This window comes from Chryseomicrobium aureum (genome assembly GCF_016909155.1).
GTDB classification, from domain to species: domain Bacteria; phylum Bacillota; class Bacilli; order Bacillales_A; family Planococcaceae; genus Chryseomicrobium; species Chryseomicrobium aureum.
The window spans coordinates 1-22,324 of record NZ_JAFBFG010000002.1; the positions used below are offsets into that span (position 1 = coordinate 1).

Here is a 22,324-nt window from a genome sequence, read left to right on the forward strand (position 1 = left end):
CGTCTTTTCCTTTCTTCAGGTTTGTTAAGGACATTATATCCGTCAATTCCTGGACAAACAATACCGTCAACAAATTGACGTTTTTAATCAGCATTTACAGTTGGTACATAGAAATGTACGAAGGTAATGATATTTACTTGAATTCGAATAGAATTGCAGTGATTGACTATGACAATAGCTTAATTGCATTAATCGAATTTGACGACAATGAAGTGAATTTCATTGAAAGTGGCTATGCCCTTCGACCAAAAATTCGATTTGCCGATAAAACTATCGTATTTCCTGATATGCCGGAAGAAGACTGAGGACGACTACTAAACAAAGAATCCTATAAAGTATTGAAGCGATAGCATTCTGCTTGAAATGCCAAAACCCGATCTGTCTTACGCCAGAACGGGTTCTTTTTCTAGATTAGATGCGTGCATTCGAACTTATTATGCGGAGGGGCAAGGTGGGCGATAGCCCACCGCAGCCCCGTTCCTCATTCCGGGGACAGACAGCGACACCATTCTGGATTTGGGGCAGACACCATTGGAGGCGAAGCCGAACAATTGTGACTGTATCAAAGCCGCGATAGAATTGTGGCGATGCCTGTCCCCACTAACAATGACTCTTAATAAATCCAAGCTATTGGAGGATTCACTATGAAAAATACCACGCTGAGAGCCATCTGGATTCTCCCAAATATCTTTCTATACCTACTGTTCATTGGAGTGACCACTTTTGTCGTCGTTAATGCGGATGGCTTACGAGAAATCAATCGCATGGGTATCTGGGTTGTGTATCTGATGCTATTACTAGCAGTAGCAATTTTCGGTAGTTTTCCCATTAGGTCTTGGATCAAGGAAGGGAAGATATAAAAGAACTGTATGTTTATTTATATATTTTCTTCGGCAATTTTCTTCAACCCTTCAGCACGACTCACTATAAATTCCCGCATATATCTTTCTAAAAATAACTTATCAGCTACAATGCCTACTACTCCCAAAGGCGATTTGTAAGAAAAAGTATCTTTCATTATGGTACCAGTGCCGCTTTCTACAAATTCATGTATATGAGTAAATGAGTGGAATGCGCCTTTGACCATAGCATCTACGAATCGATAAGGCCTATCCATCTCAGTGATTTTAGCCGTCAACTGTTGTCGTACTCCGAGATGTGTAGCTTCCCAAGTAACTGTCTGTCCTTTTTCAATGAGGCCGCTTGTAACTCCAGCTACTGCTCGTTCATTGGTTTTGCCAGTAGTTTGTATATGTACATCGATGTTTCGAGCAAGGTCAAAACAAACTGTAATTGGTGCATGAATAAAAATTTCGTGATGAATTATAGGCATCTTAACTCACTCTTTCTAGTCAATTCTTTTAATAGCCTAGGATTTCATAGGTCTCAAATCTCTCCTCCAAATAAATACGTTAAAAAAGCAAGAAATAGCCCGCCAAGGACCAATGGTGATAAAGCGACGTATTTCATGAATCCCGGCTCTTTTTTGACGAACGCATAGACAGCCAAACTCATCCCGATGAGATAGATGAAAAACCCAATTGGGATCCAAAGCATCGAATGTGGTCCTAAATAGTCGATGTTAAATGGCGGAAAAATCATATAGGCAATGAAGAGACCGAGGATGCTGATAATGAAAGATGAGATGCTTAGTTTCATTGATTTTCCTCCTCAGAAGATAGTGGATAAGATGCTAACTCCAAATGGCCAGTGATATCTCCAGAGCAGTCTTTCAACAGAAATGAAATACTCTCCTCAAAACCTTGTTGTTCAGCAGACAGACAAGTGAATTTTTCAATCGTTCGCCAGCCTACATATGTACCCACATGAATTTCAGATCCATTGAATCGCAATTTCGTGACGATTTCTTCGCCTTCTTCCCCATAACGTACATAGTCTACCTGGTCAGAGATACCAGCTTCTATATTTTTAATGAATGCCCCAAAATACTCGTCATTTTCAAAGTTACCACCTTGGTGCTCGATTACATCCGGAATATTCTCAAACTGGCAGCCTGCTAAAAGTATCAACAGAAACATTCCAAACAAACTTAATTTTTTCATGCAGCACTTCCTTAAACTAGTTTGTGATAAAGTTATTCATAATGCTATATTCGTTAACAACTATGGGAAATCCTTCAATGTTATTCAGATGAATGAAAATGAGGTGAGGTGAGTGGGAGCAGAGATTTTCGGAACAATTATTCTATGGATTTTAGGACTTTTAGTTTTACATTTTGTGATTTATACAGCTGTGAGAGATGGTATAAATAAATCAGTTGTAGGCCAGTACATTAATGAGACGAAAAGGTACCTGTCCCAAAAACAATTCGGACAATCAAGACTATTCATCGGATATGCAAAAAGAACCCGCATTCCTGCGTTGGAAAGCGGATAAACATAAATAATGTTGAAGTTGTGTGGGGTCCAGGTACCTTTTGGGAGTCGTTTCCATCTCTAGTTTCTGCACGTACCAGGCATCTTTAATCTGTCTTACACAAGAACAGGTTCTTTTTCTAGATTAGAGGAGTGCAGTCGTATTAATGATGCGGAGGGGCAAGGTGGGCGATAGCCCGCCGCAGCCCCGTTCCTCATTCCGGGGACAGACAGCGACACCATTCTGGATTTGGGACAGACACCATTGGAGGCAAAGCCGAACAATTGTGGCTGTATCAAAGCCGCGATAGAATTGTGGCGATGCCTGTCCCCTGCAAACGATTCACTTCAAAACACTTAAGTTCAAAATCACAACACATCCCTAAGAAAGTACAGCAGTAAACAGTCAAAGTACAGCAACAAACTATATCTTCCAGTAGTAAATCCTATTAAGGTGATTAAACAAGATCTCGCTTTTCAAAGATCTCTTTCACAAACGTCTCTTTAAACTCTGTATATTCTTGAATCCCGGAAGAAGCTGTCTCTAAATAATCTAGCTTTATAGCCAAATACTGTTGTCGAGCTTCTTCATTAGTATTTAAATAATCACGGAAGAAAAGCAAATTTCGCCAGATTTCACCGTCGAAGTCGACAAGATGAATATAATGCGTCTTCACGGCATACGTGTCATCCGCAAACTTCGCGAGCACAATCTCATTCGGACGTTCCACACGCAAGCGCAGGAAACCTGCAGACTGCAGCGCCTTGAAAAACTCACGATCAACCGATTCAATAGAGTCTACCCCGACCACCATATCTAAAATGGGTTTAGCTGCCATTCTATTTATTGCTGTGCTTCCAACATGTTCAATCTGGTGAGGGAGAAGAGATGTGGCTTGCAGAAGTTGTTCTTTCACACGTGCGAATTCCTCTTGCCACTCTGTTGTATACTCTACCAATCGTACTTCATTATTCTCCAAGCCTAATTTCATTCAGTTCACTCCTAAACGATTTACTCAATTGTTGTTTGGTTGTGCTTTATTTCTTTTACATAGTTGCGGACATCTCTAATCAACGCAACTACTAGAATTAGAACTACAACACTTACAATCGCTAGCTGGGCAGGAAAGTTCGTCTGCATATAGCTAAATTGTGTAGCTATAAAGTAACCGAGAACTCCAAGTAATCCAAGCGTAGTCAAAACAGAAATCAAATTTTGTTTTGACTTGAAGAAAAATGAACTAACCAGTTTTAGAAAAAGCACTGCGGCTATAGACCAGAGAAATGTAACGGCTGCATTTGCGAAATCCATAGTTATCATCCTTTGCGAATTTTTACCATCTTATTACTACTATACGTTATTTTGGGTGGTGGATTTCGGCAAATATGAGTAGAATTCTAATAATACTCAAAAAAAGACTCGAACTGCTACTGCAGTTCGAGTTTGAAGTAAAATTCATTCATGCGTCAAATAATGATACAAATTAAACTCCACAGGCTGCTCAAACTTCATAGTCATCGTCACAACCGGAGTTGGTTGACCGTTCTTATCTGTCATATATTCTTGCTCTAGCGTATCTAGCAGAATATCTACTTTGCCAAGATAATAAAAGTCTTTTCCTTCATCATTATCCTTTTTGATAAAGAAATGAAGTTCATCGCCCTGTTTATAACCTGTGAGTAACTTTTGAATTTCATTGGATGTCAGTTTACGATTGCTCCGTGAAAACCACTTAAAATGTGCAACATCAATAAATTCATCACCATATGCAATCGTTGAGTCAATTTCATCAGATTTGTGATACGTGACGAAGATAGGACAAGTATTGTGTTTATGCTTATACCCATACATCGTAGAAGATTCATCTTGCTGCCAGTTCAATAAACGCGCTGCATCTTTTCGCGTGTATTTTTTATAAAGCGTCAATGTGCGTGAAGTATCATACCTCTCCGCTTTACGAAGACCTGTTTTGATCAAATCAAAATAGCGATGTCTGAATAAAGGCTGTTTCAAAGCTTTTCTAAGAGCATAGCTAGTGGTAATCGTTTGATTCTCTAATTCGATTAAAGGCGAGTGCCCATATCGTTTTTTGCTAGCAGATGTGAAAAATGAAAGAGTCAGCACATCCATTACAGACTGAATAGTAGTAGATGAATGCAACAAATCATCGTTTGCGAGATTATCCGCTAATTGTTTCAATTCAATCGATCCCTGTTCCGCTAAATGTTGAAGTACATATAACTCATGCTTTCTTTTTCCATTGAGTAACTCTTGTGAGATAAACGAAAGTAGTGCTTGTTCTTGCTCGCTTAATAAAGAGGGGGTTCCAGTTACTTTTGCTAAAAAAGCATCATAATGAGAGAAATGTTCAAGAATCGTTTCAGGATCTAAAGAGTTTTGTTCTAGGAAATCAAATAAATCTGGAGTTCTTCCTAGGCGATTTTCTAGATTTAAATAATACTCTTTAAGATTTTTAAAATGATCAATCCGAGCAGTATTAATTGACCTGTAAATTTGTTCTTTTGCAATCTGTTCAAATAGAACTGTTGATGCACCTTTAATATAACTAGTGTCGGCAACAGAGCGACGAATCGTATCTTTATTTAAAGAAGAATCACCTGATAACGCCATCGGAATGAGATAGTTATTTTTATAATTTCCAATGAAATCAATGATAGTTACATAGTCTTTCGAAGGATGCTTGCGAAGCCCACGTCCTAATTGTTGAATGAAAATAATGCTCGATTGTGTCTGGCGCAGCATCACGACTTGGTTAATGCTCGGAATGTCGATTCCTTCATTGAAAATATCGACAGTAATAATATAATCTAGTTGCCCAGTCTCGAGTTCATCAACTGTTGCCAATCGCTGTTCCATGGAGTCCGAGCCAGCTAAAGCTTTTGTCCGGTAACCACGGAGATTTAATTGCTTAGACAGTTCTTTTGCTTCCTCAATTCGACTGCAGAACATGAGCCCCCGAACAGAATCACCTGCATACCCGTAATAACTGATCTTCTCGATCAGGTGATCAATCCTTGCATTGGAAATTAGTGCATTGAATGAAACATCTTCATCGAGTAGCTGTCCATCTAATTCAATGTCTGTTACGCCGAAATAATGGAAGGTACTTAATAAATCTTCTTCTAATGCTTCTTGAAGTCGAATTTCATAGGCTACATTGTACTGGAAGAGTTCGAAAATATTCCACGCATCTGTTCGCTCTGGGGTAGCTGTCATTCCAAGTAAGAAATCTGGCGTGAAATAATCGATCACACGTTGATATGATTCGGCACCTGCACGGTGAACTTCGTCGATGATTATGTAGTCAAAGTGGTTCTTGTCTATTTGATTAAATACGTTTGGTTTGGATAGAGTTTGAACCGTGGCAAAGACGTATTTTGCATCTGTATTTTTCTCAGAACCGGTTAAAAATCCAAATTGCTCATCATGTGCACCAAGCACACGCATGAAATCAGCTTTTGCTTGTTTTAAGATTTGTTCTCGATGCACGATAAATAACATGCGTTTGGGAGCAGCAGCCCGCACGTCAAATGCAGAAAGATATGTCTTTCCTGTACCAGTTGCAGATACTACTAATGCACGATTTTCTTGTTGTCTCATACTAGCAAGGCTTTCAAGAGCGCGAGTTTGCATTTTGTTTGGTTCGATTTGTGCAGCTACTTCTAATGGGTTCGTTTTATAAATTCTTTCATCAGGTTCAATGGCGGTAAGTAATTTTTGACGTTCAACTGTTTCAATATACCTTTCGGTGTATCTTTGAATCCATTCTGTAGAGAGCGGTGCTGCTGTATCCCATACGTCTTTAAATTGATGTATGAAATGACGAATTAAGTCTCCGTTTTCATTAGAAGTTAGCCGGATGTTCCATTCATAATTTACTTTTAATGCATTGGCCGTTAAATTTGAACTTCCAACAATCATAGAATATGTATATTCATGTTCAAAAATATAGCCTTTCGCATGAAACCCTTTTAAAGATGTTAGGCGAACTTCTACATTTGGAATGTTCAAAAGCTCCTGGAACACTTTGGGTTTATTAAATTCTAAGAAAGTAGACGTGAGGATCTTCCCTGAGATTCCTTTTAAATGTAAATCATGAAGGGCAGCTTTTAATGTGGCCAACCCGGATTCTGTAATGAAAGCTACTGAAAAGAAGAATGATTTACAAATTTGTAGATCTTCTAAAAGTGTTGTTAAGACTGCCTCTCCACCACTTGTTTGGTTTAAAAGTAACTGTGGTTTTAGAGTGTCATGGGCTGCAATTTGATGATTAATAAATCCTTTTTCTAATGACTGCTTAAGTTGCTCATTTGAATAACTCATACTTGAACACCTTTAGAATTAAACTGCTTCTGGATTTTTTGAACTGCAGGAATATCTGCGGGTGCCCATTCTAGATTAGAAAGCTCATCAGCAGAGAGCCACTTATAGTCAGCATGTTCTGTTAAAACTGGTATGCCAGAGTGAATCGTAGAGTAAAAGGTGGTAAGTTGAATTGTAAACGAATCATACTCATAATAAGTACTCTCAACTTCTTCTCCAACAGTTACCTCGATTTTTAGTTCTTCCATTAACTCACGCTTTAGTGTCTCTTTGGGAGATTCTCCAGGTTCAATCTTCCCTCCTGGAAACTCCCATAAGTTTGGAAGGCTCATTTGTGGAGAACGAAGTGCACAGAAGATTTGATTCGTTTCATTCACTAGTACAGCTCCAACAACATTCACGTGTTTTTTCATGATTCCACCTCATTAGCTACTTTTTCTTAAGTCTAGCAGCCAAACGAAGTAGGGGCCATAGTTTTTGTAAAATCGTGACAATTTCATTTTGGTTGAGGATGATAAGTTTCGATATAATGCTTTCTACCCTCTAAAACTTGAATGTATATTTCTGGAGAGCGACTTTCTCCAATTGCCTCCGTGTGACTCTTAATCCCAAATTTCTCACTATAATAAAGTTCCTGCCGCAATTTTCTCCGCGTATTCCTCGCAATTCCTAGTCTGTCATTCACAACTAAACCAGTGACCATTTGTGTCGAGTGTCTGCGCATGACGCGTGTTTTCTTATTGTTAATTAGAAGTCGTTGAGGAGCCAAAATATTGTGTAGTTTGGCTAATAAGCGTTTAATGGAAAAATCACCAGAAAACACAAGATCATCTGCATAGCGAGTATAGCGAATTTTCTTCTCCGAACAATATCGAGCGATCCGCTCATCAATTTTCCGCATGAGAATGTTCGACAAAGTGGGGCTTGTCGGAGCACCTTGAGGCAACCCACCCCTATAAGTTACTAACTTCGTTAAGATGACTGTAACAGTTTCCGAGTACCCTTGTTGACGAAAGAAACGGAAGACAGAAGCTTCTTTTAAACTTCCAAAAAAGTCAGTGAGGTCTATGCGAACCACCATTTGTTGATTTACATGAAAACGGGCCATTTCTTTTAAAGTGGCTCCTTTTTTATAAGCTTTTGCAAAGCGACTGACGGGATGAGGTGCTAAAAAGTTTTCTAAGATTTGATGCTGAATTTTCTTTAGTAATGGAGTTGGTGCTTCTATTGTTCGAAAGCCTCCTGTGCGTTTGGGAATCGAAAATGTTCGGTAATAGTGCTTTGGACGGTTCGTGAATTTATATAGGTTTTTTTCTGAGAGTTGAAAAAGAGTAAGTAAATCCTGAACAGTTAAGGTTGCTGGATTATGATTTAATTTCATACTAGCCCTCCTTTTATCCAACCGGTCCCCTTCCATCACTTAATTCGCGCACGTTGATCGTTAATGAACAACAAGGTTGATCGTTTATGATCAACAAGGACGAAGGTCACAGTCATGATCAAAGAAGTCGCAAATTCCTATTTCGACTTCTGATGATGACTGGTGAATACAGTATTGCTTACGTTCGACGTGTAGTGGCGACTCGCCATACATTTCTCATTTGATAATCTGACGGAAGGGAAAAGATCCCAATTGGATAGTGATACTATAGCGATCAACTATAGCGATCGACAAGTGTTTTTTGAAAAAAGGGATCATTTTCCTATATTCCCTTGCCATTCCTCCCAAACATTCATAAAATTAAGGAAACTCAACAGATGAACGGAGAGAACTTATGAAATTAAATGTCGAACAACGGAGAATTGTCGAGCTAGAGCCAACGGGACAAATGTTAGTCAAGGGCGTTGCAGGGTCTGGAAAGACGACGGTAGCTATTCGCCGTATCAACTTTCTAAAAACAAATTATTGTCATGAAGCAGATGACCAGATTTTGTTGGTCACGTATAACAAAACACTACTAAATTATATCAAGTTTCAATATGAACGACTTGCGGATGCTGAAGAAGAGGACTTCCAACAATTCTTCGCATCAAATGCAAACGTGGAAATTTCAACAATTGATGCGCTAATGTTTAAAGCATTTGTAGATTACAATCGCCGAACGCGAAAGAGACTGCAAATTGCAGACAAGCAGATGGAGCGTCAACTACTCATTGATGCTATTCATGAAGTGAAGAAATCGTATCCGAATGTAAAAGTGCTGTCGCCTAAAAACAGTGCGTTTCTTCTGGATGAAGTGTTGTGGATGGAGTCGTGTCTCATTGAAGATATCGAAGCGTATCAAAATGTAGACCGAATTGGACGCGCTTCCGGTGATAGTTCTACACCCCAAAAACTACTTAAAAATTCAGAGTTGCGAGAAGCTATTTTTGAACTCTGGCGCGTGTTCACGGACAAAATGGAGAAAAAAGGATTTGTTACGTTCAAACGTATGAATGTACTTGCGCTTCGCCAAGTCCACGAAGTGAATTCTAAACGCTATACACATGTCATTATTGACGAAAGCCAAGATTTGACACGCGTACAACTTGAGTTTTTAAAAGCGCTCTATAAAGAGAAACCTTATTCCTCACTACTCTTTGTCGCAGATAACACCCAAAGTATTTATGCCCATTCATGGCTTGGAAAAGGTAGACCGTATACAACAATCGGCTACGATATGAGTGGAAAGGCACGAGCGTTAAGTAAGAATTACCGGACGACGACAGAAATTTCTACTGCTGCATTTGATTTGATTGAAGCGGACGAGACGATTCGTTCGAATGTGGATTTTGTGAAGCCAGCATTGATTGATCGCCATGGACATCCACCGATTTATCGATTTTTCACGACACCGCAAAAGCAACTCGCATTCTTAGTAGAGGAAATTCAAACGTTACAAAATGATTATGACCTGCGCGAAATTTGTTTGGTTGCGCGGAGCAACCGCTTACTAGAAAGTCTAGCAACTGGGCTAGAAGCAGCAGGTATACCAACAGAAGTTCTCCAAAACAGCGAGCCGAACTTTGAATCGGATAGGGTCAAACTTGTCACGATGCATTCCATCAAAGGGTTGGAGTTCAAAGTCATTTTTCTCGTCGACTTGAATCAAGGTGTCATTCCAAATGATCGGTATACAGATGTGGAAGATCAAAAAACGGTCGATTCCGACGAGCGAAAGCTTCTTTATGTTGGTATGACGCGAGCAAATGAGCTTTTATATATGTCATCTGTTAAGAAGCCATCGAAGTTTATTAAAGAAATTGAGCGAAAGCATTTACGTATGAAGAAAGACTGTGCACTGCGACCATTTGAATCTATTAGTATGAGCCATTATCAGTTTACAGATCAATTGAGTGATCTCCATTCACGAGAAGAAGTCGTGCGTCAGTGGATGTTGCGCGAGCTTCATGAAACATACGGATATCCGTATGAACTGTTGGAGCTGGAATACCCCGTTCAGAAGTTTTCACAACGTGGCTATTGTGATATCGCAGTGACGATATACTCCGGGGAAGAAGCAATGCCGTTGCTCTTTATCGAAGTGAAACAGTTCGGGGCTGGAATTGAAGAAGGTCTAAAGCAATTGAAAAGCTATTTAGAAGCAAATACTACTGTACGTTACGGATTGGTGACGGACGGATTAGAGATTAAAATCATCGATCGAAACGGGGAAGAAGTACAAGACATTCCAAGGTGTCGTCCGCAGTTCTTGCCTGAGACGAAGAATACTAAACGCTACTTAAACTTAAAGAATGGCCGTACGTATTCGTATGCAACTGCTCTTGATGATGAGGAGCAAATCGAGATACGAGAAGAACATTCGGAAGTTTATTTGCAAGTGCATGAAAAAGCGACTGTTCCGATGATTGGCAATGTGGCAGCGGGCATTCCCACACTCGCAATTGAAGAGTATGATGCACGCGTTGTTGTTCCGAAAGACTGGGTGTTTTCAGTGAAGGAATCATTTGCTTTGACCGTTACAGGCGATAGTATGATAGGTGCAGAAATTCATAAAGGTGATACCGTCATCGTCCATCAGCAGACATCTGCGCAGCCGAACGACATTATCATTGCAGTGATTGATGATGAGGCCACGATGAAAAAATATATGCCAATGGGCAACGATGTGTTACTGATGGCTGAAAACCCAAACTATGAGCCAATTCTCATGCGTAGTGAGGATGTCCGCATCAATGGAAAAGTGATTGGTGTGTTGAAGAAATAGAGAAACCTTCCTCTCTCTCCCAACGTTATTGTGAATATACAAAAAAAGGGGATTGAGCAGATGGGATTTGAAGAAGAGGATTTTGTCTATTCAACACGCGTCATTCCAAAACATCATGTAAACAATGAGTATTACCAACCACAATTTATCGTCCTGTTTAAAGATGAACCTACGATTGAATACCGGTACGGTGTGAAAAAGTGGGGAAAGGATGTCGTGCAGTTTTGTGAAAAAGGTGTATTGGAAGAGCCGAACGTATATGTAGACGAAACGACTGAAAAGACACTGCACAGTGAAGACGAGTGTGACACAATGAATTGAGAAGAGTCAGGTCGTCTGAAACTTTTTGCAAAGAACATCGTAGAATTAGATAGCAAAGGAGTGACTGGCAATGAAATCAAAACTATCCCATATCCTCGCACCTGCAGTCGTTGCGATCGTCGTATCAATTGCGCTCTATAATCTAGGTAATGCACTCGAAATCTCATGGCTGCGTTTTTATTATGAGCAGACCGTTTCAACGGCTGGTGGCTTTGAAGTAGAAACCGGTGGCTCGATGATTCCACTTTTGATCGGAATCGCATCTGGTTTTGTGGTAGAGCGTCTACTTCAGAAACGAGCGATGAATTGATGCCGAAATGTACGAATTGCGGACAGAAGTGGACAGTACGTGAGATTTGGAAACTTGGCTGGTCGAAAGAAGGGAAACGCTGTAGCAACTGTGGAGAGAAACAATACCTTTCTGAAGAGACACAGGGCCTATTGACGCTCGGGTATATCAGTTTGGCACTTTTGATTATCGTACCGTTTAAAATTAAACTTAGTAAAAAACCTTATTTAAAACTCTAAAACGCAAAGTGACCATGGAATCCCATGGTCCTTTTTTATAAACCAAACAAAGTAGAGACAGTGTCGGCGCTATCTGGTGTGAACATATAAAGTGAGATTCCAATTAAAATCGTGCCAGCCATCAAGACTGAAATTTTGCGGAACGGTGTTTTTTTAGAGGATTGCATGATTCCGTATAGTAATAAACCAATTCCGATGAGTAGGCCAAGCATGTACCAAAAGCCCATGGTCATCAACTCCTTCATTAGACAAAACGTTGTCGGTCAGAAGAAGGTTCCACTACTTAATCAAAAATGATACGAATCAGTTGTGCGATTGCACGAGGTAGTGCGAGAACGATGTCGACGAGATTGACCCAAAGAGATTTCGATTGATCTTTGCGAATCGGTGGTTGTGACATACTGACGCCTCCCATTTTCTTTCATTTTACCATATACTGTAGAAAAAACATCAAACAAGGAGATGACTATATGCCAGCATGTACATGGCCCGGGACGAGTGAATTGATGCAAGAGTATCACGACGGGGAGTGGGGTAAGCCCTCTAAAGGCGACGACCGCTACTTGTTTGAAATGCTCTCTTTAGAAGGGGCGCAAGCAGGTCTGTCTTGGATCACAATCTTGAAAAAGCGTGAAGCGTATAAAGAAGCTTTCCATGATTTTGATATTGCGGCTTGTGCGAATCTCTCAGATGAAGATTTGGAAAGTATTCGAACAGGTTATGAAATCGTACGCAACAAACTGAAAATCAAATCCGTTCGCACAAATGCACAGGCCGTCCAACGGATACAAGACGAGTTTGGCTCGTTCTCTGAGTTTCTCTGGAGTTATGTGGACCACACACCAGTTATCCATACACCTGAGAAAGACTCGGATGTTCTGACAGATGACGCGCTTTCGAAGCGACTCAGCAAAGACCTAAAGAAACGTGGCTTTACATTTGTAGGGCCCGTAATTATCTATACATATATGCAAGCGGTCGGGATGATTGATGATCATTTAGTTGGGTGTCCGGCGAAGACGGTGGAATAAGGAGGATGAAATGAAAAAAAGATACTGGATAGTTTTATTATTACTGGCAGTCACCGCTGCTGCGGTAACAATTGGTATAGATCTTGTGACGAAAGAGGAACCGGTAGAACCTGTCGAATATGATACAGCAAATGTTGCGACTAGCGTAGATGAGGTCCTACTAGAAATGGCAAACAACTCTCTTGGAGAAGGTATAGATGTAAATGAAGAAGGTACGGGACTGGTAATTGACGAAGAACTAGTAGAGACCAGTGATGCTAAGAATTTATTAAGTGTCGAGAAAGCGAAGTTTCGACTGAAACTGGAAAATAAGCTGTTTAGCCATGAACTAGAGGAATCAGAAATCGAGCAAATGGCAGAGGAATCTGTGAGGAACTCTGTTGAAGCTTTAGAAAAAGCATCTTCTCTTTATGATGTAGAAGTCTACCAAGATGAAGTCACAGATTATATTAATGAAAATGTAGCTTCCGTAGAAATTGAAGATAAACAGATCTATGCAGAGGCTTTAGGAATATCCGTCGATGCGTTAGATTATTATTTCGACCGAGACTTTTATGTAATGGATGTTTTATGGGAGAAGTTGATTTCAGCATTGATGGAACAGTATCCGCAAGGGGCAGATGAGACAACGAATGACTACATGCAACGGATCAAAGATGAGTTTTATGACGCTAGTGAGTAAGCATTAATTCCAGTACTAACAACTTGAGTTAGGAGTAGATAGTATGAAAAAGAAGTACGTCCTCTATCTTGTATCTCTATTAGTAATCTTACTCACAGCCTGTCAACAAACCACAGATGAATCACAGTTCTATACTGAAGTAGGAAGAATCGTTGCTATTGAAGATAGCAGGTTTCTCTTGGTGAAAGATGCGACTGAACAAGACATAGAGACTCTCGAACCAGTAGAAATAATTGAAAAATATGAGGATGGCATTTGGGCTACGTATGAAAAACTAGATGAACTGAAGGTGAACGCGGTAGTCAGAGCGTCTTATGATGTCATGCAGGACTCACTTCCGGCGTACGGCAATGCGGTTAAGGTTGAAGTGCTAGAGGACTCCGAATAAGAAAGCAGGAAAACCATGAAAGAACGTGTAGAAGAATTTTGCAAACAGTATCAGCTATTTGAAGAGAATGCTATTCAAAAGGTTCAATTAGAACACCGCTTCAATCTAGCACAAGCATTTGAATTAAAAGAAGGCATGCGCGTTTTAGAAATCGGTTGCGGTCAAGGCGATATGACGGTGGTGCTCGCGGATCAAGTAGGAGCAAGCGGACATGTCACAGCGATTGATGTGGCGAGCGGCGAGTACGGTGCTCCACTGACGCTGAGCCAGGCACACGAAAAGATTCAACGGACGAAACTTGGTGAGCGCATCAGTTTTCATCTCGAGACAGATTTTCTTACATTTCCAGTAGAAGAACAGTACGACTGCGTAGTATTTGCACATTCCAGTTGGTACTTTCACTCACCGGAGATTTTGAACAGCTACTTTAAAAAGATTCGAAAGATTAGTTCTAAACTCTTGTTTGCGGAGTGGGATGTTCACTATACACAAACATCGCAACGTGGCCATTTCTGCGCGGTGACAGTACTTGCGTTGCATTCAGCACTCACAGAAAATGACGGCAATATCCAGCATGTGTTTAGTCGACAAGAAATTAGAAGCTTACTTGAAGCAGCAGGATTTTCGATTCAAAAAGAAGGCGTGATTTCTTCTTCCTATTTACAAGATGGTCAGTGGGAAATTGACTATGCATCAGAAGTTTATCGTGATTTTTCTAGGGATTCGACACAGTTCCACACACTAGCCACATCACTCTATCACATGATGAACGAGTCGGAAAAAGATTCCCTGGATACGTTTGTTAGTATAGCGATATAAGCAAATTAATAGGAGGCAAAACCATGTCCAAAGGAATACTGCACCATGTAGAGCTTTACGTATCGGATTTAAAACGATCAACAGAGTTTTGGGGTTGGTTGCTAGAGGAGCTAGGATATGAGCTGTTCCAACTATCCTTCACGACTTTTAAATTCGCCACAATCAAAAAGCTGACAATCACTAGTAACAACCAAGAACTGATTTTTCCTATGTGGACCAATTCCCACCCGTTCGATTGATTCGGATAATGCCAAGCGCCGAGCAAAGTTGCGATGTTTTCACCTATCCATATCAACAGACCAATCAAGAAAAAGTACGCGATAATCGGAATCTGGATGAGAGATTGCCGTATACGAAAGGAAAGCTTGGCTCTGAAAAAAACGACTGCCACGGCACCAAACAGTATCCAACGGAAATCCCAGATATAATGATGCGTGAAAAAGTTTAAATAAATCATGGCAGCAAGTGGAACTGCAATTTTCAATGAAGGCCACTGAATCAGCCTGACATCGAAAATCCGCCAAAACTGACAGAGATAACTTGCCACACTTGCATACATAAAGCCACTAAACAAAGGCACATTGAACACTTTGAAAATCCCTTCCTCTGGATAACTCTAAGAGCCCATGTTCACTTTGAAAATTTCCATCACGAGACCAATGAAATGGAAGACCGTGATCACTTTTAACTCATCCACACTTTCTAGGTTCGTCTTGACCATAAAGAACTGCATTGCGACGCAAAACAGTAGGAGCCAATCGTATCTAGCGAGAATAGGTAAATCGATAACTAAAGTGATTCCAAGAATGAAAAAGATAAACAGCGGGAAAATAGCTGCGCGCACTTGCTGGATGACAAAAAACAGCAACGAATTGGTAGTTTTCGTTTGTGTGAGTGAAATATCCATACGAAACACCTCTAATTATTTATTGAATATCGATAAATATATATCAAATATAAATAATTAAATATTCTAAGTCAATAAATATGGGATAGACCTTTTAGAGAGGAGAGGCAACAATGACAAAGCAACTTAAAGGAAAATACGGAGAAGCCAAAGTCTTCACCTCAAACATAGATGACATGACAATTGCGCAAATTGAAGGCTTCTTGAATGAACAAGTCACAAAAAACGCCAATGTTCGGATCATGCCTGACTGTCATGCAGGCAAGGGCGCGGTTATCGGTACGACGATGAAAGTGACAGACCGTGTCATTCCGAACCTTGTCGGCGTTGATATAGGGTGCGGCATGCTTTGTGTAGAAGTAAAAAGTGACGCCGTCGATTTCAGTAAGCTCGATCAGGCTATTCGATCAACTGTGCCATCCGGAATAGATCTTCGCACAAATGCCCATGATTTTACGCAACATATTGCTTTTGACCAGGTACAAGCAGGATTCAGTTTAAATAAAGCGATGCTGTCTATGGGAACACTTGGTGGTGGCAACCATTTTATCGAACTCAACCAAGCAGAAGACGGCCGGCTGTTTTTAGTGGTGCATTCCGGAAGTCGTCACTTAGGTGTGAAAGTAGCGAACTATCATCAGAAAAAAGCGATTGAAAATTTGAGCACAGACAAAGACCGCTTGGATGAACTGATTGCCACTTTAAAAGCGCAAGGAAGACAATCTGAGATCCAGCAAGCCATCAAAACATTCAAGAGTGAAGAACCGGCAGTACCGAAAGACTTGTCCTACCTTACAGGTACAAGCATGGAGGATTACTTCCATGATTTGAAGATTGCGCAAGAGTTTGCGAAATGGAACCGGGCAGCGATGGTTGATGAAATCATGAAGGCGATGGGCTTTACAGAAATCGGACGAATCGATACCGTGCACAACTATATTGATCTGGAGCACATGATTCTCCGAAAAGGCGCAATCTCTGCGCGCAAAGACGAGCTTGTGTTGATCCCAATCAATATGCGAGACGGCTCTTTACTTGCGAAAGGAAAAGGAAATGAGGATTGGAACCAATCGGGCCCGCATGGTGCAGGTCGCATCCTCTCTCGTACAAAAGCAAAGCAACAGCTCCAGTTAGAGGATTTCAAGTCGACGATGAAAGACGTGTATACGACGAGTGTAAACGCAGATACGATTGATGAGTCCCCGTTTGCGTACAAGCCGATGCACGAAATCATCCAGAACACGCAAGACACCATCGAAGTACAAGATATTTTGAAACCGCTGTATAACTTTAAGGCCGCAGAGTTTGTAGGATGGAAGAAGAAATAAGAAAACGGATTGAACCGCAGCGAAAGGGTCAATCCGTTTTTTAGTAATTAATCTTATAGGCCTATTTCAATAGCCGCTAAAATACATATCGGCATAATACTCAATTTCTTCGTCTTTTCGAATGATGGCCACCATGGTCTTTATAGCCTCAGTAGAGAGCGTTCCAGCTTCATTGAAATGATAAGCTAAATTCGCAGCAACTTGTCTCAAATCAAGCGAAGGACTTTGGAGGAGTTGAATAAGCTTTTGTTCAAGGAACTGTTCGTTTCCTTTAGTGTGCTGATGAATATACTCTAACCCAAGCTGTACTTCATATTCGTTGTTAGAAGCAATGGCCTCCTCAATTTCCTCAAGAGTCCATTCTTTCATTTCATCATCAAAATCAGTATAAGTATCTTCACTTTCTCGATCTTCTACGTAGAGCCCGTCGAGGAAGGCATCAAAGTCAGGTGCTAACTCTATGACTTTTTCAGCATCCGGGTCGACATAGATGATTGGCGGATTTTCTTCTGTGTTTCGGTAGTCAAACGCAACCCAAGCATGGCCATCTCCTGAAAATAAAACAATATCGTTCGGCAATCCCCACTCTTTAATCAAATACTCGCTTTGCAGGATTCCTTGCCCTTCATCGATGCCGAGCAGATGGTCGACTTGAACGTGATCCTCTGCCCAAGAGGTCGGTGCAGTAGTAGGATACGCATTAAAGAGGATATAGCCTCCATTTTGTTGTTTGAGAAGTTGGATATATGTCTCGGGCAACTTTACCTTTAGCTTTTTTTCTGCCTGCTTGATCATTTTGTCGGTTAAAGGTGGCAACTCCTCAAATTCATTATTTTCTTGCCATATATTTTTCATAGTGGAAACTCCTCTGGAATGTAGTACGTCTACTATACCATAGCAGTATTCTAAAAATTTACATAATTGGTTATAGGTGTTGTAAAATGGAGGAAAAGGGGTTGGGAGAATGAAGAGGATCTTACTGGTGATTCTTACAGCACTACTACTAGGTGGGTGTATGGGGTTGGAAGAAAGAATTCTACGCGCAGAGAGTTCTAATTGGAAGGCAGAGTATGTTTTGAATATCCAAAATCAAAGGGATATGCAGATGTCTGGCTACATAGCGTGGATTGGTGAAGGGGAACCTCCTGAGATCATCTATTACAAACTTCAGCATGGATTGACTTCTACTAGTGAAGGGGATGGCTATGTGTATGAGAATAGAGTAAACCTCGGTAATTCTTCCTGTCAAAATTGCGCTATTCCAGACAAAAATCAAAATGCTGTATTAACAATTATGTGGGATGGGCAAGAAGAGGAATTGGTATTAGAGAAAGAGTGAGTTTTTATAGAGTAACAAATGAAGAATGGAGGGGTTCATTGTGAGTACAAAACGTTTTGTAATTCTGGCTACAAGCCTCACAGCTCTAGTAGTTTCCACTTTCATCGCCTGGTATGAAGGGGCACAAATCTATGACAATCCGTGGGAATGGGGCAATACGGCACTTGTCTCAAACTATTTAAATGGCTATCCAATCACTACAGAAGGTCAAATTGTAATGCTCGATCACTTTATTTATGCAGCTAAGTTCCAGCCGTTATTCCCGCTACTAATGGTTGTGTCATTCTTGGCTTTCATTTTAGTAAGCGTGTATCCACTAGTAAAAAGAAATCGAAATGCGCTACTAGCAACAACAGTTGTTTTAGCATCCATTTCATTCATTGTATTCTTTTTACTAGGTAATTCCCCGACACCTGGATTCAAATTGTTTACTGCGCTATTTGGTTTTATTGGACTGTTGTCGATGGGTATTTTACTCAGTGTGGTAATCAAAGTGAAGCGGAACGCCTTAGTAAGTGAGTAAGCTTTAAGTCTAAACGAAAAGGATTTAGAAAGTACCTGTCCCAAAAACAATTCAGACATTCATGACTATTCACTGAGTATGCAATCTGAACCCGCATTCTTACGTCAGAAAGTGGATGAAAATAAATTGTGTTGAAGTTGTTTGGGTACCAGGTACCTTTTGGGAGCGGCTTCCATTCTTTAAGAGTATCATTAATTTGAGGGAGTGAAAGACCTGTTTGATTTAGATAAATACATGCAGAAGACGTTTCCAGGGTTGCAATTGCGACCGAGCCTTTATTTTCAATGGGAAACAAGACTTCATTTTGAACTTGGGGAAGACATCTATCAGTTTGATCAAAACGGAAGATTGAATAGGCTTCGTTTTGAGACAGTTTACACGCAAGCAAATACCATTTTTAATGAAATTTTCTCGAGAGAAGATGACATGGTGCTGGTCACGAATGTCTATAAACTTAAAGATTCGAAGGATAAGAATAGGCCGTTTAAAGTTTACAAAAGAGGGTTGAAAAACAAAGAATTACTCTATCATCTTACTGTGAAGAACCTTCCATATTTACTTGATGAGGAAGAGGAAGATGAAATGTACATCGCTCAGTATCATCTGAAATGTAGAACGCGAGATTTGAATTCTGATTATCTCATTCAAGCTGCATGCAACGAAGATTTTCCACTAAAGCCGAATTTTCGTTCAAGCAAGAGACGGAATTATCCAGATGTGTTTTTCGTTAACCTTACGAGAAATGCACTCTTCTTCATTTATGACGACCGAGGTTGCGAAGTGATTGCAGCAAATCGTGAAACACTGCGACCGCTGTATGAAAAGCATCAGGAGTGGATGGATGAACATAGCCTTGAAGATGCACGGAAGTTATTTATCTAAAGTTGGTTCGCTGCTTCAAAATAAAATGCACGATGATTTTGACAGGCGTAGTGAAATAACTAAGTTGATTACAGATAAAAAAACGTGAAGAAACATCCGCACAAACTATTTCTTCACGTGTTGTCTTTCTCAATAAGTCGAAAGCTCATATCTTTACTATCGTTAAAATTAGGTTTTCGAACAGATGCTATGTACTTTTCGCATGAAGCCCCAAACTTTAAGAAGTTTTGTTGCGCTTCGTATAAAGATTCCTCATTTGCACCACCTGTATAAAATGGATCTTCTCGCTGAAGAGTATCATCTTCCCAATAACAGATTGGGCAAATCTCAAAATTTCCTGGCGGCTCTTCCAAAGTCTTATAGCCGCAGCAAGGACAAGTATGGAGTAGTGTGATCATATGTATGCTCCTTTAAAAGTAGCTAAACTACATAAAATTTGAATATGTGCACCACTTTTCAACTTATTTTATCATAAGAAATTTCAAGACTAAGATTTAAAATAATTGCAAGTATAAGATGCATATGGAAGATTTGGATACAGGAGGAGAGTGGTTTATTTGAAAAAACTAGTATTGATCATAGGGATTTTAGTAGTCGGGGCATGGGGGTTTGGAAGTGTACTTTATGAATCAAACATACTTACTAGTCACGAAGCTATCAAGTATGCAGAGAAATATCTGTAATCTCCTCCGCCAGAATGGGAGAACTCCTTTTCATTTGTAGGGTTTGATGAAGACTTTGGTGGAGATATAAAACTCGCTCTAATTGAAAGCAACGGCGGCTTGAACAAAAGCCGGAATAAAAAAGAATGGGAAATTACGGTGATAGATAACGCTATGGAAATCACTGTGGTAATGGATGCACATTCTGGAAAATTGCTCGATATATATGGACCTCTTCAGTAACTTCAAAAGTACCTGTCCCAAAAACAATTCAGACATTCATGACTATTCACAGAATATGCAATCTGAACCCGCATTCTTACGTTAGAAAGTGGATAAATATAAATTGTGTTGGAATTGTTTGGGTACCAGGTACCTCTTGGGGGTTGTTTCCATTTCATGTGTCTAGCAATTAGTTTGAGAATAAATAGCAGTATAGAGAACGAAAAAATCGCTTGGAGATGACTCAATGGATCAAAATCAAGGATATACTACTTTCAAACCTACTGGTATAAAAATTAAGTATACACATGTTGATTTAGGCAAGAATCAAGTCACTGCAAAGATTTTGTTAGATGGTGAAGTTCAAATGACAGTAGTGACAGATTTGGATATATATCAGGTCAATAAAGAAGGATCTCTTCGAAAGGTACTTGATGTATTACCCGATGTTGATGAAGAGTCCTATATTGAACAGATTGTTACTTGGTCCAAAATCTTTATTGAGAAGAAAATCACAGATCCTGAACAGTATTTTGAATCACTCAATTAATTGAAAACAGCATTCAATTTTATTCTATTCCAGAAATTAAATAACTTTGGAGAGGGAGTATGAATCATGTTTTCTAAGCACCATCGTATTGAAAAAATCGGAGAATCTCTAGGAGTTAACATTCCTTCAAATGTATTAAAAGAACTTCAATGGACAGAAGGGACAACAGTACGAATTATTCAAGAAAATGATCAGGTGATTATAAGTAAAGTCTCTAATCATGAGAACCAACAAAACGTTAATTCTGCTGATTTCAATATACTTCTTGAAGAAGAGTTAAAAGCACACCACAAAGCACTAAAAGGCTTAGTGGACAGATAAAAAAAGCACCCAATCCATCCATCTGGATCTGGGTGCTTTGCTGTCTTATTCGAAAGCTGGAATCGCCGTCTCGTCATAGTTTTCTTCTAAGAATTCACGAACGGCATCGCTTGTCATGACTTCCGCAAGCTTTTGGATTGCTTCGTCTTCTTTGTTGTCTTCACGTGCAACCAATGTGATAGCAAAATCGTTATCTGTACCTTCTGTTAGAAGCGCATCAGATTTCGGTGTCAAGCCCAGTGGTGCTGCATAAGCTGGCGTCATCACAACAGCATCTGCATCATCATAAGTGCGCGCAAGCATCAAGAGATCGACTTCCTCGAACACTAAATTCTTTGGGTTTTCAGTGATATCTGCTTGTGTATAGTAGTTATCTTGCTTCTCACCAAGCGTGATTACACCATGTTGTGCAAGAAGTGACAATGAACGGTCGATATTTGAGATATCATTGGCAATTGTTACAGTTGCACCTTTTGGTAATTCTTCAATAGAGGCAAACTCTTTTGAATAGACACCGTAGTTTGCGAAATAGATCGGTGTGATCGGTACAAGGTTTGCATCATTCGAACGGTTGAACTCTTCCATGTACGGCACGTGTTGGAAGAAGTTAGCGTCTACTTCCTCAGCTGCAAGCGCTGCATTTGGTTGTACGTTGTCCCCAAGGACAACAACTTCTAACTCAATGCCTTCTTCAGCAAGTGTTGGTTTCACAAGTTCTAAGATTTCTGTCATTGGCGGGATTAGAGAAGCTACTTTTAAAGTAGTAGTCTCGTTCGTTTCTGTAGCGTCTTCTGCTGGAGCTGCTTCATCATTGTTTCCACAAGCTGCTAGAAACAGTACAAGGATTGCTACTAAAGCGAGTAATTTCTTCATGTGTGTTTCCTCCTAAGGTG

General features: G+C 40.1%; 29 protein-coding genes and 2 pseudogenes. 18 read left to right on the top strand and 13 right to left on the bottom strand.

Annotation, left to right across the window (positions count from 1 at the left end):
- Positions 1–305, top strand: a 305-nt coding sequence (locus JOD03_RS03215; protein ID WP_204589391.1) for a hypothetical protein, incomplete at its 5' end; no start/stop codon positions are given.
- Between the two features lie 572 nt (positions 306–877).
- Here JOD03_RS03215 and JOD03_RS03220 read toward each other — a convergent pair.
- The 3 genes from JOD03_RS03220 to JOD03_RS03230 are packed head-to-tail and all read right to left on the bottom strand — an operon-like array spanning position 878 to position 2,063.
- Positions 878–1,333 carry an SRPBCC family protein gene (locus JOD03_RS03220; RefSeq protein WP_204589392.1) on the bottom strand — a complete coding sequence of 152 codons (456 nt, stop codon included), beginning with the start codon at positions 1,331–1,333 and terminating at the stop codon, positions 878–880.
- 53 nt (positions 1,334–1,386) lie between these two features.
- Entirely contained in the window at positions 1,387–1,659 is a 273-nt protein-coding gene (locus JOD03_RS03225; RefSeq protein WP_204589393.1) for a hypothetical protein, read from the bottom strand.
- Positions 1,656–2,063, bottom strand: a complete 408-nt coding sequence (locus JOD03_RS03230; protein WP_204589394.1) for a DUF4362 domain-containing protein — start codon at positions 2,061–2,063, stop codon at positions 1,656–1,658. The genes JOD03_RS03225 and JOD03_RS03230 overlap by 4 nt, the downstream gene beginning before the upstream one ends.
- Before the next feature lie 112 nt (positions 2,064–2,175).
- On the opposite strand from JOD03_RS03230, the gene JOD03_RS03235 reads away from it, so the two are divergent.
- Complete coding sequence (locus JOD03_RS03235; protein ID WP_204589395.1) at positions 2,176–2,397, top strand: hypothetical protein; 222 nt, start codon at positions 2,176–2,178, stop codon at positions 2,395–2,397.
- A 436-nt stretch (positions 2,398–2,833) separates the two neighbouring features.
- Here the strand turns inward: JOD03_RS03235 and JOD03_RS03240 are convergent, their stop codons facing one another.
- The 5 genes from JOD03_RS03240 to JOD03_RS03260 form a co-directional block, all read right to left on the bottom strand.
- Positions 2,834–3,367, bottom strand: coding sequence for a GrpB family protein (locus tag JOD03_RS03240; RefSeq protein WP_204589396.1), 534 nt, complete (start codon positions 3,365–3,367; stop codon positions 2,834–2,836).
- 20 nt (positions 3,368–3,387) lie between these two features.
- Positions 3,388–3,687, bottom strand: coding sequence for a hypothetical protein (locus JOD03_RS03245; protein WP_204589397.1), 300 nt, complete (start codon positions 3,685–3,687; stop codon positions 3,388–3,390).
- A gap of 144 nt (positions 3,688–3,831) precedes the next feature.
- The gene (locus JOD03_RS03250) at positions 3,832–6,720 is read right to left on the bottom strand and encodes a DEAD/DEAH box helicase (RefSeq protein ID WP_204589398.1); all 2,889 of its coding nucleotides are present in this window, start codon (positions 6,718–6,720) and stop codon (positions 3,832–3,834) included.
- A complete protein-coding gene (locus JOD03_RS03255) occupies positions 6,717–7,133 on the bottom strand; it encodes a (deoxy)nucleoside triphosphate pyrophosphohydrolase (RefSeq protein ID WP_204589399.1) in 417 nt (138 codons plus the stop codon). Before JOD03_RS03255 ends, JOD03_RS03250 begins: the two co-directional genes overlap by 4 nt.
- An 83-nt stretch (positions 7,134–7,216) precedes the next feature.
- Positions 7,217–8,101 carry a retron St85 family RNA-directed DNA polymerase gene (locus JOD03_RS03260; protein WP_204589400.1) on the bottom strand — a complete coding sequence of 295 codons (885 nt, stop codon included), beginning with the start codon at positions 8,099–8,101 and terminating at the stop codon, positions 7,217–7,219.
- Between the two features lie 394 nt (positions 8,102–8,495).
- Here JOD03_RS03260 and lexA point away from each other — a divergent pair, with 394 nt between their 5' ends.
- The 4 genes from lexA to JOD03_RS03280 all read left to right on the top strand — a co-directional run bounded on the left by lexA (position 8,496) and on the right by JOD03_RS03280 (position 11,777).
- Complete coding sequence (lexA, locus tag JOD03_RS03265) at positions 8,496–10,928, top strand: transcriptional repressor LexA (RefSeq protein ID WP_204589401.1); 2,433 nt, start codon at positions 8,496–8,498, stop codon at positions 10,926–10,928.
- Between the two features lie 60 nt (positions 10,929–10,988).
- The gene (locus JOD03_RS03270) at positions 10,989–11,249 is read left to right on the top strand and encodes a hypothetical protein (protein WP_204589402.1); all 261 of its coding nucleotides are present in this window, start codon (positions 10,989–10,991) and stop codon (positions 11,247–11,249) included.
- Positions 11,250–11,319: 70 nt separating this feature from the next.
- Positions 11,320–11,559, top strand: coding sequence for a hypothetical protein (locus tag JOD03_RS03275; protein ID WP_204589403.1), 240 nt, complete (start codon positions 11,320–11,322; stop codon positions 11,557–11,559).
- A complete protein-coding gene (locus JOD03_RS03280; protein ID WP_204589404.1) occupies positions 11,559–11,777 on the top strand; it encodes a hypothetical protein in 219 nt (72 codons plus the stop codon). Before JOD03_RS03275 ends, JOD03_RS03280 begins: the two co-directional genes overlap by 1 nt.
- 35 nt (positions 11,778–11,812) lie before the next feature.
- Here JOD03_RS03280 and JOD03_RS03285 read toward each other — a convergent pair whose 3' ends face one another.
- Positions 11,813–12,004 (bottom strand): hypothetical protein, encoded by a 192-nt coding sequence (locus JOD03_RS03285; RefSeq protein WP_204589405.1) that lies wholly within the window; start codon positions 12,002–12,004, stop codon positions 11,813–11,815.
- Between the two features lie 243 nt (positions 12,005–12,247).
- Between JOD03_RS03285 and JOD03_RS03290 the strand changes: the two genes are divergently transcribed.
- The 5 genes and pseudogenes from JOD03_RS03290 to JOD03_RS13965 all read left to right on the top strand — a co-directional run.
- Entirely contained in the window at positions 12,248–12,808 is a 561-nt protein-coding gene (locus tag JOD03_RS03290) for a DNA-3-methyladenine glycosylase I (protein WP_204589406.1), read from the top strand.
- A gap of 10 nt (positions 12,809–12,818) precedes the next feature.
- Positions 12,819–13,490, top strand: coding sequence for a hypothetical protein (locus tag JOD03_RS03295; protein WP_204589407.1), 672 nt, complete (start codon positions 12,819–12,821; stop codon positions 13,488–13,490).
- A 43-nt stretch (positions 13,491–13,533) separates the two neighbouring features.
- On the top strand, positions 13,534–13,878 hold the full coding sequence (locus JOD03_RS03300) for a DUF3221 domain-containing protein (protein ID WP_204589408.1): 345 nt from the start codon (positions 13,534–13,536) through the stop codon (positions 13,876–13,878).
- 15 nt (positions 13,879–13,893) lie between these two features.
- A complete protein-coding gene (locus tag JOD03_RS03305; RefSeq protein WP_204589409.1) occupies positions 13,894–14,697 on the top strand; it encodes an SAM-dependent methyltransferase in 804 nt (267 codons plus the stop codon).
- A gap of 23 nt (positions 14,698–14,720) precedes the next feature.
- Positions 14,721–14,828 (top strand): annotated as a pseudogene (locus tag JOD03_RS13965) (VOC family protein); the annotation flags it as partial.
- Positions 14,829–14,830: 2 nt separating this feature from the next.
- Here the strand turns inward: JOD03_RS13965 and JOD03_RS03310 are convergent.
- A pseudogene (locus tag JOD03_RS03310) lies at positions 14,831–15,604 on the bottom strand (DUF817 domain-containing protein); the annotation flags it as partial.
- 113 nt (positions 15,605–15,717) lie between these two features.
- Between JOD03_RS03310 and JOD03_RS03315 the strand changes: the two are divergent.
- Positions 15,718–16,932: an RtcB family protein gene (locus JOD03_RS03315; protein WP_204589410.1), complete on the top strand. Its 1,215-nt coding sequence runs from the start codon at positions 15,718–15,720 to the stop codon at positions 16,930–16,932.
- 66 nt (positions 16,933–16,998) lie between these two features.
- On the opposite strand, the gene JOD03_RS03320 is transcribed toward JOD03_RS03315, so the two are convergent.
- Positions 16,999–17,787, bottom strand: a complete 789-nt coding sequence (locus tag JOD03_RS03320; RefSeq protein ID WP_204589411.1) for an SMI1/KNR4 family protein — start codon at positions 17,785–17,787, stop codon at positions 16,999–17,001.
- Between the two features lie 109 nt (positions 17,788–17,896).
- On the opposite strand from JOD03_RS03320, the gene JOD03_RS03325 reads away from it, so the two are divergent.
- From JOD03_RS03325 to JOD03_RS03335, 3 genes are all read left to right on the top strand, one after another.
- Positions 17,897–18,271 carry a hypothetical protein gene (locus JOD03_RS03325; RefSeq protein ID WP_204589412.1) on the top strand — a complete coding sequence of 125 codons (375 nt, stop codon included), beginning with the start codon at positions 17,897–17,899 and terminating at the stop codon, positions 18,269–18,271.
- 40 nt (positions 18,272–18,311) lie between these two features.
- On the top strand, positions 18,312–18,794 hold the full coding sequence (locus JOD03_RS03330) for a DUF4306 domain-containing protein (RefSeq protein WP_204589413.1): 483 nt from the start codon (positions 18,312–18,314) through the stop codon (positions 18,792–18,794).
- A 234-nt stretch (positions 18,795–19,028) separates the two neighbouring features.
- Entirely contained in the window at positions 19,029–19,676 is a 648-nt protein-coding gene (locus JOD03_RS03335; RefSeq protein ID WP_204589414.1) for a DUF3885 domain-containing protein, read from the top strand.
- Positions 19,677–19,789: 113 nt separating this feature from the next.
- Here the strand turns inward: JOD03_RS03335 and JOD03_RS03340 are convergent, their stop codons facing one another.
- The gene (locus tag JOD03_RS03340) at positions 19,790–20,074 is read right to left on the bottom strand and encodes a CPCC family cysteine-rich protein (RefSeq protein ID WP_204589415.1); all 285 of its coding nucleotides are present in this window, start codon (positions 20,072–20,074) and stop codon (positions 19,790–19,792) included.
- Between the two features lie 159 nt (positions 20,075–20,233).
- On the opposite strand from JOD03_RS03340, the gene JOD03_RS13830 reads away from it, so the two are divergent.
- The 3 genes from JOD03_RS13830 to JOD03_RS03350 all read left to right on the top strand — a co-directional run bounded on the left by JOD03_RS13830 (position 20,234) and on the right by JOD03_RS03350 (position 21,431).
- On the top strand, positions 20,234–20,359 hold the full coding sequence (locus JOD03_RS13830; protein ID WP_275580363.1) for a hypothetical protein: 126 nt from the start codon (positions 20,234–20,236) through the stop codon (positions 20,357–20,359).
- Between the two features lie 448 nt (positions 20,360–20,807).
- Positions 20,808–21,110, top strand: coding sequence for a hypothetical protein (locus tag JOD03_RS03345; protein ID WP_204589416.1), 303 nt, complete (start codon positions 20,808–20,810; stop codon positions 21,108–21,110).
- Positions 21,111–21,176: 66 nt separating this feature from the next.
- Entirely contained in the window at positions 21,177–21,431 is a 255-nt protein-coding gene (locus JOD03_RS03350) for an AbrB/MazE/SpoVT family DNA-binding domain-containing protein (protein WP_204589417.1), read from the top strand.
- A 45-nt stretch (positions 21,432–21,476) separates the two neighbouring features.
- Here the strand turns inward: JOD03_RS03350 and JOD03_RS03355 are convergent, their stop codons facing one another.
- Positions 21,477–22,304 carry a MetQ/NlpA family ABC transporter substrate-binding protein gene (locus tag JOD03_RS03355; protein WP_204589418.1) on the bottom strand — a complete coding sequence of 276 codons (828 nt, stop codon included), beginning with the start codon at positions 22,302–22,304 and terminating at the stop codon, positions 21,477–21,479.
- Positions 22,305–22,324: the final 20 nt, after the last annotated feature.